Origin of the sequence: Streptomyces telluris, assembly GCF_024519335.1 — a bacterium.
GTDB classification, from domain to species: Bacteria; Actinomycetota; Actinomycetes; order Streptomycetales; family Streptomycetaceae; genus Streptomyces; species Streptomyces telluris.
Genome location: NZ_JANIID010000007.1, coordinates 227,456 through 241,353, shown reverse-complemented (window position 1 = coordinate 241,353; position 13,898 = coordinate 227,456). Strand labels below are relative to the sequence as shown.

The 13,898-nt window shown below is 74.8% G+C and carries 9 protein-coding genes; 1 reads left to right on the top strand and 8 read right to left on the bottom strand.

The genetic code is table 11. From position 1 onward, the window contains the following. Nucleotides 1-142: 142 nt before the first annotated feature. The 4 genes from NQU55_RS11120 to NQU55_RS11105 all read right to left on the bottom strand — a co-directional run bounded on the left by NQU55_RS11120 (nucleotide 143) and on the right by NQU55_RS11105 (nucleotide 3,657). Nucleotides 143-469, bottom strand: a complete 327-nt coding sequence (locus NQU55_RS11120) for a putative WhiB-interacting protein (RefSeq protein ID WP_168096204.1) — start codon at nucleotides 467-469, stop codon at nucleotides 143-145. Beyond that, nucleotides 466-828 carry a WhiB family transcriptional regulator gene (locus NQU55_RS11115; protein WP_030366211.1) on the bottom strand — a complete coding sequence of 121 codons (363 nt, stop codon included), beginning with the start codon at nucleotides 826-828 and terminating at the stop codon, nucleotides 466-468. Before NQU55_RS11115 ends, NQU55_RS11120 begins: the two co-directional genes overlap by 4 nt. Nucleotides 829-959: 131 nt before the next feature. Next, nucleotides 960-1,292, bottom strand: coding sequence for a hypothetical protein (locus NQU55_RS11110; RefSeq protein WP_168096203.1), 333 nt, complete (start codon nucleotides 1,290-1,292; stop codon nucleotides 960-962). Nucleotides 1,293-1,452: 160 nt separating this feature from the next. Then, nucleotides 1,453-3,657, bottom strand: coding sequence for an ATP-dependent DNA helicase UvrD2 (locus NQU55_RS11105; RefSeq protein ID WP_256790387.1), 2,205 nt, complete (start codon nucleotides 3,655-3,657; stop codon nucleotides 1,453-1,455). Nucleotides 3,658-3,847: 190 nt separating this feature from the next. Between NQU55_RS11105 and NQU55_RS11100 the strand changes: the two genes are divergently transcribed. Further along, entirely contained in the window at nucleotides 3,848-4,105 is a 258-nt protein-coding gene (locus NQU55_RS11100; RefSeq protein WP_058046142.1) for a mycoredoxin, read from the top strand. A gap of 85 nt (nucleotides 4,106-4,190) precedes the next feature. On the opposite strand, the gene nudC is transcribed toward NQU55_RS11100, so the two are convergent. From nudC to NQU55_RS11080, 4 genes are all read right to left on the bottom strand, one after another. Continuing rightward, nucleotides 4,191-5,132 carry an NAD(+) diphosphatase gene (gene nudC / locus NQU55_RS11095; RefSeq protein ID WP_168096274.1) on the bottom strand — a complete coding sequence of 314 codons (942 nt, stop codon included), beginning with the start codon at nucleotides 5,130-5,132 and terminating at the stop codon, nucleotides 4,191-4,193. A 56-nt stretch (nucleotides 5,133-5,188) separates the two neighbouring features. Beyond that, on the bottom strand, nucleotides 5,189-6,616 hold the full coding sequence (locus NQU55_RS11090) for a dipeptidase (RefSeq protein WP_168096275.1): 1,428 nt from the start codon (nucleotides 6,614-6,616) through the stop codon (nucleotides 5,189-5,191). Nucleotides 6,617-6,698: 82 nt separating this feature from the next. Further along, complete coding sequence (locus NQU55_RS11085) at nucleotides 6,699-10,364, bottom strand: UvrD-helicase domain-containing protein (RefSeq protein ID WP_256790384.1); 3,666 nt, start codon at nucleotides 10,362-10,364, stop codon at nucleotides 6,699-6,701. A gap of 83 nt (nucleotides 10,365-10,447) precedes the next feature. Next, entirely contained in the window at nucleotides 10,448-13,765 is a 3,318-nt protein-coding gene (locus tag NQU55_RS11080) for an ATP-dependent helicase (RefSeq protein ID WP_168092691.1), read from the bottom strand. Nucleotides 13,766-13,898 lie beyond the last annotated feature (133 nt).

The following is a 13,898-nucleotide window of genomic DNA, read 5'->3' as shown; positions in this document are numbered from 1 at the left end:
TGCCCTGATTCATGCGTCTTCTGGTCCACTCCCAGACGATATCCCCGCGAAGGGGCCGGGAGGGCACAACGCACCCGAACGCCCCGCGGGGCCGGTCCGTTCGGATCCGGCCCCGCGGGGGTGGTGACGAGGGTGGGGCGGGTCAGTGCATGACCGCCATGGCCAGGGCCCGGCGGGCGCGCATCGAGGCGCGCTCGGCGCGGCGCTGCATGCGCCGGGCGGCGGCCAGCCGAGTGGCCCTGCGTTCGGACTCGGCCTCCCTCAGTCGCTCGTGCATATGGGCACGGGCCAGGGCTTCTGGGATGAGTTGCATTTCGAGGTTCCTGTTCTGGCGCGAGGCGATCGCGCTGAAGGCGTCACGGGTGGGGACTTCGGGGCCGAAGGACTCGGCGGAGAGGCGGTGCATCGTCGGATCCTGCTTCTTGGGGTCGTGCGTGGTGGGGCGGTCGATGGTGCCGAAGACGTTCATGCGGCGACCGGGTTCTTGCGCGGACGGCCACGGGGCCGCTTGCGGGCCACCACTACGCCCTGGACGAAGAGCTCGCCTCCCCAGACGCCCCACGGCTCGCGGCGGTCCATCGCACCGGCGAGGCAGGCCTCGCGCAGCGGGCAGGTCCGGCAGAGCGACTTGGCGTACTCCACGTCCGCGGGCGACTCGGCGAAGAAGACCTCCGGGTCGTAGCTGCGGCAGGGGACGGGGGTGCCCAGGTTCTCGATCGCGTCGTCGAGGTCGGTCAGGGCGGTGAGGGGGGTCAAGGTGTCCTCCGTGGGGACGGGCGGGGGGATCAGGTCGGTCGCTACTGACGGGGTGTGCGCCTTGAGTTGCACGGTGTCTTTTTCCTCGTCTGTGTTCCGGCTTGTGGCCGGGCTGGTTCCCCTCGGCGAGGGGGCAAACAAAAGGGCCGCGGATCCCGGTGTGGGTTCCGCGGCCCTGGAAGGTGCCGACCTGATCATGCCGATCAGGCTGGATCTCTCCAGGGTTCGAGCCCACGGAAGGCCCACATCGTGTGGTGCTGGTGCTGGTGCTGCGTGCTGACGGATCCGGCGCCGCTGGTCGTCGCCGCAAGGGCATAGGCCTGGGCCTGTGCCGATGCTGCTGCCTTTACCGCGGACGCCTTCGTCGGTCGCTCATTGATCAGGGAGGTTTCGCCGATCAGGGCGGAGCCGTTGATCGGACCGAAACCGGCGCCGGACAGACCGGTGCCCCGGAGCGAGTCGAAGGAGAAGCCGAGCGGACGGGCGGCGATGACCGGGCGATCGGTCATTTTGTTGCAGGTCTTGAAGCTGATCATTGGTCTCGCCTCCTCTCGGCGTCTTCGGGGACCTGTCGGGACAGGTCCGGGCTTTTAAGTTCAGTACAGCTGGTTCAGTACAGCACGGATCCGCCGGCTCCCGGAAGAGCCGTTGTCTCCGTGCTCGGAAGGCTATGGGTATGCCGTCCGCGTGCGCAAACTATTTTTCGCGAGATTCTTCGGACGCGTCCTGGGACGCGTCTTCCGACGTCAGGTAGGTGCCTGCGCACAGTGCGAGGACGTCGGCACCGAACGAGTCGAGCTTGCGTCCTCCCACCCCTGAGATGCGCGCAAGCTCCGCTTCGGTTCCCGGAACGGCCTCCGCGATGGCCAGCAGCGTCTTGTCGGTGAAGATGCAGAAGGCGGGCTGGCCGAGCCGGCCGGCCTCCCCGGCGCGCCAGTCGCGCAGCCGCTCGTAGAGCGCCTCGTCGAGCTCGCAGGGGCAGTCCTCGCAGCGCATGAGCTTGATCTCGCCCGCATCCGTCAGGGTGCGGCCGCAGACGCGGCAGCGGGCGGAGCCCCGCTGCCGGCGGCGGGCGGGACCCCGCTCGATGCCCGCCGTGCCGCCGGGAGAGCCGGGGCCGGGCCGGACGGCCGCGGAGCCCGGCCGCAGGCCGTTCAGGAAGCGGGTGGGGCGCCGGGAGGGGCGGCCGCCCGGCGTGCGGGAGAGCGCCCAGGACAGGGAGAGGTGACGGCGGGCCCGCGTGACGCCGACGTAGAGGAGGCGGCGCTCCTCCTCGATCTGCTCGTCCGTCTTGGCGTATGTGATCGGCATCATGCCCTCGGCGAGGCCGACGAGGAACACGGCGTCCCATTCGAGGCCCTTGGCGGCGTGAAGTGAGGCGAGAGTCACACCCTCGACGGTGGGGGCGTGCTGGGCGCTCGCCCGCTCGTCGAGCTCGGCGACGAGATCGGCGAGGCTGGCGTCCGGTCTGGCCCGGACGAAGTCCTCGGCGAGGCGCACGAGGGCCGCGAGGGACTCCCAGCGGTCCCGCACCGCCCCCGAGCCGGTGGGCGGCTCGGCCGTCCAGCCGCGGGTGCCCAGGACGGCCCGCACCTGGGACGGGACGTCGTCGGCGCCGGCGAGCTGGGTGTCGCCCCCGCCGGCTCGGGCGGCGCCGCGCAGCAGCAGCCCGGCCTCGCGCACCTCGGGCCGCTCGAAGAACCGCTCGGCGCCGCGCAGCTGGTAGGGCACCCCGGCGTCGGCGAGGGCCTGCTCGTAGACCTCGGACTGGGCGTTGATGCGGTAGAGGATCGCGATCTCGCTGGCGGGCACCCCGGAGTCGATGAGGTCCCGGACGCGGCGGGCGGTGCCCTCGGCCTCCGCGGGCTCGTCCGCGTACTCGCCGTAGACGGGCTCGGGGCCGGCCTCGCGCTGGGAGACGAGCTCCAGGCGGTGCTCGGCGGCCCGGCCGCGGGCCTGGGAGAGCAGGCCGTTGGCCAGGTGGACGACCTGGGGGGTGGAGCGGTAGTCCCGGACGAGCTTGACGACGGTGGCGTGCGGGTGACGGGTGCGGAAGTTCAGCAGGTGGTCGGGGGTGGCGCCGGTGAAGGAGTAGATGGTCTGGCTCGCGTCGCCGACGACGCACAGGCTGTCCCGGTCGCCCAGCCACAGCTCCAGGAGGCGCTGCTGGAGGGGGCTGACGTCCTGGTACTCGTCGACGACGAAGTGCTGGTACTGGCGGCGGACGGTCTCGGCGATGTCGTGCCGGTCCTGCAGGACGCCGACGGTCAGCAGCAGGACGTCCTCGAAGTCGATCACGCCGCGGTCGCGCTTGAGGTCCTCGTAGGCGGCGTAGACCCGGGAGGTCTCGGCGGGGTCGCGGGGCATGTCGCGGCCCGCCTTGGCGGCGGCCGCCGGGTAGTCCTCGGGGACGGTCTGGGTGACCTTCGCCCACTCGATCTCGCCGGTGACGTCGCGCAGCTCGGTGCGGTCGAGGCGGATGCGGCAGCGGGCCGCGGCCTCGGCGACGATCTGGACCTTCCGCTCGGCCAGCCGCGGCAGGTCCCCGCCCACGGCCTTGGGCCAGAAGTACTGCAGCTGGCGCAGGGCGGCCGAGTGGAACGTGCGCGCCTGGACGCCGCCGGCGCCGAGCTGGCGGAGCCGGCCGCGCATCTCGCCGGCGGCGCGGTTGGTGAACGTGACGGCGAGCACGCTGGAGGGCTGGAGCACTCCGGACCGGACGCCGTAGGCGATGCGGTGGGTGATCGCGCGGGTCTTGCCCGTGCCGGCGCCGGCCAGCACGCACACCGGGCCGCCCAGGGCCGTCGCCACCTCGCGCTGCTCGGGGTCGAGCCCGTCGAGCACCGCGTCCGGGGAGTCCGGGACCGGCGGGAAGAGGGTGGAGTGCGTTGCTGCTGTCACCCCGCCATGCTGCCAGGTTCGCGGGGGCGACCGGGAATGCCGTCCACAGGGGTGGCGCGGCAGTCGTACGAATACGGGAATGGCTGTGGACAGGTGCACGTTCTACCACCGGAACAACACCGGGATCGGTACCCACGGCACGACCGGGAACGGACCGGAACACCACACGAGAGAAGGGGCACGAGGTCGAATGTCGGGCACCGTGACGATGTACAGCACCACCTGGTGCGGCTACTGCCGCCGGCTGAAGAGCCAGCTGGACCGCGAGGGAATCGCCTACAACGAGATCAACATCGAGCACGACGCCGAGTCGGCGGCCTTCGTGGAAAAGGCGAACGACGGCAACCAGACGGTCCCGACGGTCCTGGTGAACCCGCTCAGCGGCGCCGCGCCGGTCACCATGACCAACCCGTCCCTGGCCCAGGTCAAGCAGGCCCTGGCGTCCTGACGCGCGGGCGCGGAGACAGAACGGCCCCGGTCCGCGGACCGGGGCCTTCGCCGTCTCCGTGCGGAGCGCGTGTGTGACGCGTTCCTCAGGGCTGGCTCTGCGGCAGCGGCTCGCCGTACCAGAGCTCCAGCAGCCGGGCCGCGATGGAGATGCCGGTCGGGGGCAGGACCTCCCCCGAGGCGAAGGCGGCCCGCAGTTCCTTGCGCGAGAACCAGCGCGCCTCGTGGATCTCCTCGCCGTCCACCTGGATGTCGCAGGACGTGGCCCGCGCCATGAAGCCCAGCATCAGGCTGGACGGGAACGGCCAGGGCTGGCTCGCGACGTACTCCACGTCCCCGACGACGACGCCCGCCTCCTCGGCGACCTCGCGCCGCACCGCCTGCTCCAGCGACTCCCCCGGCTCGACGAAGCCCGCGAGCGTGGAGAAGCGGCCCTCGGGCCAGTGCATCTGGCGGCCGAGCAGCGCGCGGTCGTCCCCGTCGGTGACCAGCATGATCACGGCCGGGTCGGTGCGCGGGTAGTGCTCGGCGCCGCAGGCCGGGCAGCGGCGGATGTGGCCGGCGGCCGCGACGACCGTGCGCTCGCCGCAGCGCGAGCAGAAGCGGTGCAGCCGCTGCCAGTTCTCCAGGGCCACCGCGTGCACCATCAGGCCGGCGTCGCGCGGCGAGAGCAGCAGGCCGGCCTCGCGCAGCCCGGCGGGGCGCGCGGACTGGTCCATCCGGCCCGGCAGGGCGTCCTTCTGCAGCGCGAAGTAGGCGATGCCGTCCGCGTCCTCGCCGAGGAAGTAGCGGTGCGTCTCGGTGACGGGCGCCTCGAAGGCGGGCGTCATCACGAGCTCGGTGCGGCCGTCGGGGGTGTCGTCGATCAGCACCTGGCCGCCGGAGACCACGAAGACTCTCGTGGAGGGGTGGCTCCAGGCCGCGGCGAGCCACGCCTCGTCCAGGCGGTGGTGGGCGGCACGGTCGATGCCGCTCTCGGCGGTGAGGGTGATCGGCCGGGCGGCCGAGAGATCGGTCCAGGTGGTCACTGCTGCTTCCAACTCCCCCTACGAATCCCTGCGAATGGTCGTCTGTGGTGCGCGGACTAGCCGGCGAGCCCTCCCCCGGGCCCCGTCCCGGACGCGCCCGCGGCCGCGAGGTCGGACCACAGGTGGGCGGAGGTCTCGACGCCCTTCATCAGGAGGTCCAGCTCGACCTTCTCGTTCGGCGCGTGCCAGCCGTCCGAGGGCACCGAGATGCCGAGGAAGAGCACCGGGACGCCGAGCACGTCCTGCAGGTCCGCGGCGGGGCCGGAGCCGCCCTCGCGGGTGAAGCGGACCTTCTGCCCGAAGGCGCGCTCCATGGCCCGCACGACCGACCGGAGATACGGGTGGTCCAGCGGGGTCAGGCAAGGGCGGGTCGCGCCCCAGAAGGTGATCTCGTGGCGGATGCCGTCCGGGAGGGTGTCGGCCACCCACCGGCGCACGGCCTGCTGGACGTGGTCGGTGTCCTGGCCCGCCACGAGCCGGAAGGACAGCTTCAGCTGGGCGGTGGACGGGACGATGGTCTTCCCGCCGGGGCCCTGGTAGCCGCCGCCCATGCCGTTGACCTCGGCGGTGGGGCGGGCCCAGATGCGCTCCAGGGTGCTGTAGCCCGCCTCGCCCAGAGGGGCGTGCGAGTGGGCGGTGCGCAGCCAGCGCTTCTCGTCGAAGGGCAGCTCGGCGAAGAGCTCGCGCTCGCGGTCGGTGAGCTCGACGACGCCGTCGTAGAAGCCGGGGATCGCCACGCGGAGGTTCCGGTCGTGCAGGCCGGCGGCGAGCCGGGCGGCCTCCATGGCGGGGTTGGGCACCGCGCCGCCGAAGGAGCCGGAGTGGATGTCCTGGTCCGGGCCGTAGAGGTCGATCTGGCAGTCGGCGAGGCCGCGCATGCCGGTGCAGACGGTCGGGGTGTCCTCGGACCACATGCCGGTGTCGGAGACGATGACCGCGTCGCACGCGAGGCGGTCGGCGCGGGCCCGGACGAGGTCCGCGAAGTGCTCCGAGCCGGACTCCTCCTCGCCCTCGACGAGCAGCTTGAGGTTGACCGCGGGCGCCGTGCGGCCGGTGGCGGCCAGGTGGGCGCGGACGCCGAGGGTGTGGAAGAAGACCTGGCCCTTGTCGTCGGCGGCGCCGCGGGCGTACAGCCGGCCGTCCTTGACGACGGGCTCGAACGGCTCGGTGTGCCAGCCGTCCTCGCGGGCGGCGGGCTGGACGTCGTGGTGGCCGTAGACCAGGACGGTCGGGGCCCCTTCGTCGCCCGAGGGCCACTCGGCGAACACCGCCGGGGCGCCGTCGGTCTCCCAGACCTCCGCGGTCGGGAAACCGGTCTCCGTGAGCTTCGCGGCCAGCCATTCGGCGCTGCGGCGCACGTCCCCGGAACGGCCGGGGTCGGCCGAGACGGAGGGGATGCGGAGCCACTCGACGAGATCGTCGAGGAACGCGGCGCGGTGGCCTTCGATAAACGCGCGGACGGCGCTGTCCGGAGTCTCGCTCATGCCGTCGAGCCTATCCGGACACACGGCGTGACCATGACCGGCCCGGCGTACCGCCGGACACACCTTCCGTCATCACGCCTGCTCACGGGTGCTCTCCCAGGAGGAGCCGCTCCAGCCCCGCACGGTCGGGGAGGCCGTCCGGGCGGACGGTCTCGCCGTCGCGCACGTAGACGAAGGCGGCCGTGACCGAGGACAGCGGGATCCCGTGCTGCTCGGCCCAGGCGACGCGGTAGATCGCGAGCTGCAGGGGGTCGGCGTCGTGGGCGCGGCTGGTCTTCCAGTCGACGATCTCGTACGTGTCGCCGCCGGGGCCGCGGTCGCGGTAGACCGCGTCGATGCGGCCGCGGACGACCCGGCCCGCGAGGGTGAGCTGGACGGGCACCTCGATTCGGTGGGGGACGCGGCGGGCGTACGGGGTGCGCTCGAAGGCCTCCTTGAGCTCGGCGAGGTCCTGCTCGTCGGCGATCTCCGGGCCGAAGTCGTCCTCCGCGCCGCCGGGCAGCTCGTCGGGGCCGAGCAGGGGCAGGGGCAGCGGCTCGAAGCGGGATTCGATCCAGGCGTGGAAGCGGGTGCCGCGGCGGGCGGCGGGCTGGGGCGGGCGCGGCATGGGCCGGGCGAGCTCGCGCGCGAACCCGTCGGGGTCCGCGGCGAGCCGGACCAGCTGCCACGCGCTGAGCGAGGCGGGCAGGGGCACGTCGCGCTCACGCGCGCGTGCCCGGCGGAGCTCGCCCGCCAGGGCGTCGAGATCCCGGTCCCAGGAGGCGGCCAGGCGGGCCTCTTCGGGCGCGAGCACGGACGCCGGGAGCCCGTCGGGCTCCGGCGCGGGGTGGGGCAGCCCGCCCGCGGGGCCGGGCGGGGCGGACGCGTGATCGTCCCGTACGGGCTGGGCGCCGCCGGGTGCACGCCGGGGCCCGGGCAGCACGGGGCCGCCTGCGGCGGGCTCCGGACGGGCCGCCGGCAGGGCGTCCCACGCGCCGGGGTCGGCGAACCGCTCGTCCTCGGCGTCGTCCTCGTGCGGAGCACGATCGCCCTCGTACGCCCCGGCGCCCATGACGGCCTCCGGGCGAGCCGTCGGCAGGGCCTCCCACGCGTGCGGGTCGGCCGGGTGCTCGTCCTCGTGCGGGTCCGGCTCCGGTGCGTACGCGTCGTACTCGTCGTCGTCCGGCGGCGGGGGCGGCCAGTCCGGGTCGTAGGCCGGGCCGGGCTCGGGGAGCGCCGACGCACCGGTGCCCGTGGCGGCTCCGGCGGCCCCGCTCTCCAGTCGCTCCAGGTGCGCGAGCACCGCGTCCGCCGCGGCGCGGCGGCGGGCGAGGGAGTCCGGGTCCAGGGGAAGCGGCCAGGAGCGGTCGGTCTCGTCCTCCTGCAGCGCGGGGTTCTCGGCGTCCTCCTCCGGAGGGGCGGCCCAGGCCTCGATCTCGCCGTGGCCGGCCTCGCAGTGCGCGCGGAGGGCTTCGAGGAACGCGGACGGCCCGCGGGGCTTCTTCTGGCTGGGGCCCCACCAGTGGCCGGAGCCGAGGAGCAGGGAGCGGGGGCGGGTGAAGGTGACGTAGCCGAGGCGGAGTTCCTCGATGCGCTGGTGTTCCTTCATGGCGGCCTTGAAGGCGCCCATGCCCTTGGCGTCCCACGCGCCGACGTCGGGCAGGGTGTCGGCGTCGCCGCGCAGGGCGTGCGGGAGGACCTTGGCCTGGGCCGTCCAGGAGTCGCGGGACTGCTCGCTGGGGAAGGTGCGCTCGACGAGGCCGGGGACGGCGACGACATCCCACTCCAGGCCCTTGGACTTGTGCGCCGTGAGGACCTTGACGGTGTCCTCCCCTCCGGGGAGGGAGCTGTCGAGTCCCTTCTCGTACTGCGCGGCGGTGCGCAGGAAGCCGAGGAAGGCGAGCAGGGTGGTCTCGCCGTCGACGGCGGCGAAGCCCGCGGCGACGTCCATGAAGTGCGAGAGGGTCTCGCGGCGGCGGGCGGCCAGGGCGTGCGGCGAGGCGGACAGCTCGACCTCCAGGCCCGTGACGGCCAGGACGCGGTGGAGGACGTCCATGAGGGGGTCGGCCAGGGAGCGGCGCAGGTCGCGCAGTTCGGCGGCGAGGCGGGCGAAGCGGACGCGGGCCTCGGCCGAGAAGGGCAGGCCGTCGTCCGGGGCGTCGGCGGCGAGGAAGGTGTCGAGCGCGTCGGCGAGGGAGACCGTCTCGGCGGGGTCGGTGCCCTCGACGGCCTCGGCGAGGCGGCGCTCGGGGTCGCCGCCCGCGCTTCCGTAGGGCACGAGCGTGCGGGCGCGGCGGCCGAGGAGCGCGAGGTCGCGGGGGCCGATGCGCCAGCGCGGGCCGATCAGCAGCCGGACCAGGGAGGCGTTGGCGGCGGGGTCCTGGAGGACCTCGCAGACGGCGACGAGGTCGGCGATCTCGGGCAGGTGCAGCAGCCCGGACAGGCCGACGACCTCGACGGGCAGGTCGCGCCGCACGAGCGCGCCCTGGATCTGGGCGAAGTCGGCCGCGGTGCGGCACAGGACGGCGATGTCGCCGGGGCGGGTGCCGGTGCGCACCAGGTGGGCGAGGGAGTCGGCGAGCCACTCCAGCTCCTCGGCGTGGGTGGGCAGCAGGGCGCAGCGCACCACGCCGTCCCGCTCGGCGCCGGGGGCGGGGCGCAGGGCCTCGACGCCCTCGTGGCGCTCGCGCAGCTCGGCGGCGAGGCCGTTGGCGAGGTCGAGGAGGCGGCCGCCGCTGCGCCGGTTCTCGCTGAGCGCGAAGCGCCGGGCGGGGCTGCCGTCGGCGAAGGGGAAGTGCTGCGGGAAGTCGTCCAGGTTGGCGACGGAGGCGCCGCGCCAGCCGTAGATGGCCTGGCAGGGGTCGCCGACGGCGGTGACGGCGTGGCCGGTGCCGCCGCCGAAGAGGCCGGAGAGCAGGAGGCGCTGGGCGACGGAGGTGTCCTGGTACTCGTCGAGGAGGACGACGGCGAACTGCTCGCGCAGGATCCGCCCGACTTCGGGGCGGCTGCGGGCGAGCTCGGCGGAGAGGGCGATCTGGTCGCCGAAGTCGAGCAGGTCGCGCTTGCGCTTCTCCGCGCGGTAGCCGCCGACGAGCTCCAGCAGTTCGAGGCGGGCGCGGGCGGTCTCGGGGACCTTGCGCAGGTCGGCGTTGGTGAGCCGGGCGCTCTCCAGGGCGGCGAGCAGCTCGCTGTCGTGGGCGCGGAGGCGCTCGGCGGGCACGAGGTGCTCGGCGAGCTCGCCGTCGAGGGCCAGGAGGTCGGCGACGAGGTCGGCGAAGGAGCGGGTGAGCGCCGGGAAGGGGCCCGGGGAGCCGCGCAGGACGCGGGCGGCGAGCTGGAAGCGGGTGGCGTCGGCGAGGAGGCGGGCGCCGGGCTCCAGACCGATGCGCAGGCCGTGCTCCTTCAGGAGGCGGCCGGCGAAGGCGTGGTACGTGGAGATCTGCGGCTCGCCGGGGGCCTGGTCGGGGTCGGCGACGGCAGGCTCGGGGTCGGTGACGCCGGCCGCGACGAGGGCCTTGCGGACGCGCTCGGACAGCTCGCCGGCGGCCTTGTTGGTGAAGGTGAGGCCGAGGACCTGCTCGGGGGCGACCTGGCCGGTGCCGACGAGCCAGACCACGCGCGCGGCCATCACTGTGGTCTTGCCGGACCCGGCGCCGGCCACGATGACCTGCGGGGCGGGCGGCGCGGTGATGCAGGCCGTCTGCTCCGGGGTGAACGGGATGCCGAGGAGCTCCTTGAGCTGCTCGGGGTCGGTCAGGCGCGGGGTCACGGCACACCACGCTAACGGCCGCCACTGACATATCGGCATCGCCGCAGGTCAGAGCGGTCTCCCTGGCTCTCTTCGAGGGCGGGCTACTCGACGATCTGCCGGCCCTCGGGCCGGGCCGTGCAGGAGGCCCGGAAGGAGCAGTGCGAGCAGTGCTGGCCGGGGCGGGGGGCGAACCGCTCCTCCAGGACCCGGCCCGCCGCCTCGGCGAGCAGACCGCCGACCCACTCGCCCTCGCCCAGCGGCTCCTGGCCCTGCACCTTGGGCACGGCCTCGCCGCCGTCCCGCTTCGCCGCGCCCTGGCGCAGCTGGACGAGCTCGGCGCCGCCGGACCGGGGCCGGGCGCCGTCGAAGACCTCGTCGACGGCCCCGTGCTCCACGGCGAGCTGGTAGACGGCGAGCTGGGGGTGGCGCTCGACCTCCTTGGCGGAGACGGTGCCCTTGCCGGTCTTGAAGTCGACGACGTAGGCGCGGCCGTGGTCGTCCGCCTCCACACGGTCCATGGAGCCGCGGATGCGCACGAGGTAGTCCTCGGCCTTCAGGGTGACGTCGAAGGCGTGCTCGGTGGCGACGGGGGCCCGGCCGCCGCGCTCCATGACGTGCCAGCGCAGGAAGCGCTCCAGGGCCGCGCGGGCGTTCTCCTTCTCCTGCGCCGACTTCCACGGGGCGTCGAAGGCGAGCGCGTCCCAGACGGAGTCGAGGCGCTCCATGAGCACGGCGAGGTCGGCGGGGGTGCGGCCGGAGGCCACCTCGTCGGCGAGGACGTGCACGACGTTGCCGAACCCCTGGGCGGCGGTGGCGGGCGCGTCGGCCTTCACCTCGCGGCCCAGGTACCACTGCAGCGAGCAGGTGCCCAGCTGGCCGAGGGCCGAACCGGACAGGGCGACCGGCCGGGTGCGGTCGCGCAGCGGCACCTCGCTGTGGGTCGGCTCGTGCAGGCCCCACCAGCGGTACGGGTGTGCGGACGGTACGAGCGGCTGGCCCTCCTCGTCGCGCAGCGCCGCGAGCCGGGCGAGCCGTTCCGCGGCGGCGGCCCGCAGGGCGTCCGAGGCGGCGGGGTCGACGGTGGTGGCGCGCAGCTCCGCCACGAGCGCGGCGACGGCCAGGGGGCGGCGCGGGCGCTGGGTGACGTCGGCCGGCTCGACGCCGAGTTCGGTCAGGAACCGGGAGGGCTGGTCGCCGTCCTCGGCCGCGGCCTTGACCGCGGTGACGACCACGCGCTCGCGCGCACGCGTGGCCGCCACGTAGAACAGGCGGCGCTCCTCGGCCAGCAGCGCGCCGGGGCTGAGGGGCTCGGCGATGCCGTCGCGGCCGATCCGGTCGGCCTCCAGGAGCGAGCCGCGGCGCCGCAGGTCGGGCCAGAGCCCTTCCTGGACGCCCGCGACGACCACGAGCCGCCATTCGAGGCCCTTGGAGCGGTGGGCGGTCATCAGGCGCACGGCGTCGGGGCGGACGGCCCTGCGGGTGAGGGTGTCGGCCGCGATGTCCTGCGCCTCGAGTTCGTCGAGGAAGTTCAGGGCGCCGCGGCCGCCGGTGCGCTCCTCGGCGCGGGCGGCGGTCTCGAACAGGGCGCAGACGGCGTCCAGGTCGCGGTCGGCGTTGCGGCCGGCCGCGCCGCCACGGTGCGCCGCGCGCTGCAGGCGGGCGGGCCAGGGGGTGCCGTCCCAGAGGGCCCAGAGGGCCTCTTCGGCGGTGCCTCCGGCCGCGAGGATCTCGCGCGCGCCGCGGAGGAGGGCGCCCAGGCGCTGGGCGCCGCGGGCGTAGGCGGGGTCGTGGACGGCCAGTCGCTCCGGTTCGGCGAGGGCTTCGGCGATGAGGGTGTCGGAGGGACGGGGTACGGCTTCGCCCGCGGCGCGCTCTTCGTCCCTGAGGGCGCGGCCGAGGCGGCGGAGGTCGGCGGCGTCCATGCCGCCGAGGGGGGAGGTGAGGAGGGTGAGGGCGGTCTCGGGGTCGGTGGCAGCGGGCCCCGCAGGCTCCGCAGCATCCGCCGCGCCGCCCTCCGCAACGCCCTCCGCCACCACTCGCAGCGCCGTCAGCAGCGGTGCCACCGCCGGTTCCCGGCGCAGGGGGATGTCGTCGCCGTCGACCTCCACCGGGACGCCCGCCGAGGTCAGGGCGCGGCGCAGGGCCGGTATGGAGCGGGAGCCCGCGCGGACGAGGACGGCCATCTCGTGCCAGGGGACGCCGTCCTCCAGGTGCGCGCGGCGCAGGATGTCGGCGATGTTGTCGGTCTCCGCGCCCGCCGTCGGGTACGTGAAGGCCTCCACGCGCCCGCCCTCGCGGACGGCCGCGAGGTCCCGGTGCGCGCGGACGGCGTCCGCGGGGAGGCGGGTGAGGGGCATCCGGCGGGTGAGCAGGCGGGTGGCCGCGAGGAGGTCCGCGGCGGAGCGGCGCGAGGTGGTGAGGACCTCGACGGGGGCGGCGGCGCCGTCGCGGCGGGGGAAGGCGTCCGGGAAGTCGAGGATGCCGTTGATGTCGGCGCCCCGGAAGGCGTAGATCGACTGGTCGGGGTCGCCGAAGGCGACGAGGGTGCGGCCGCCGCCGGCGAGCGCCCGCAGCAGCCGCACCTGGGAGGCGTCGGTGTCCTGGTACTCGTCGACGAACACGGCGTCGTAGCGGCCGGCCAGCTCGGCGGCGGTCTCGGGGCGCTCGGCGAGGAGGACGGCGCGGTGCACGAGCTCGGCGTAGTCGAGGACGCCGCGCAGGTCGAGCAGGTCGAGGTACTCGGCGAGGAAGGAGGCGGCGGCCGCCCAGTCGGGCCGCCCGGTGCGGGCGGCGAAGTCGCCGAGGGAGCCGGGGCCCAGGCCGAGCTCGCGGCTGCGGGCGAGGACGGCGCGCACCTCGTCGGCGAAACCGCGGGTGGTCAGGCAGGCGCGCAGTTCGTCGGGCCAGCGCACGCGGGCGCGGCCGGCGCGCTCCAGCTCGGCCTGGCCGGCCAGCAGCTCGCGCACGACGGCGTCCTGCTCGGGGCCGGACAGCAGCCGCAGGGGGTCGATGAACAGGTCGGCGTCCTGGTGGGCGCGGACGAGGGCGTAACAGTACGAGTGGAAGGTCGTGGCCTGGGGCGCGGCGGCGCCCGCGCCGAGCCGGGCGGCCATCCGGTCGCGGAGCTCGACGGCGGCCTTGCGGCTGAAGGTGAGGACGAGGATGCGCTCCGGCGGGGTGCCCCGGCGCACCCGCTCGGCGACGGCCTCGACCAGCGTCGTCGTCTTCCCCGTGCCGGGGCCCGCGAGCACGAGCAGCGGCCCTCCGGCGTGCTCAACCACGGCACGCTGGCGTGCGTCCAGCTCAGGAAGGGCCGTGGAGCCCGGCCGGGTGCGCACGAGGCGGTAGGCGCCCGGGGAGGGGTGCCGTGCCTGCTGGTGCTGCGGCCGGGTCGAGCCGGAAGGCGGGAAGGAGCTCACGTGGGTTGCCGGTCCTGGTGGGGGTGCGGGGAGTCGTGCGGCCGTGCGGGGCGGGAGGCCGGGGAGTGACGGCGGTTCCCGACGCTACGCCAGGCGGCGTCCGGGGCGCAGGGCGTCGCGGGAGCCGGCGCAC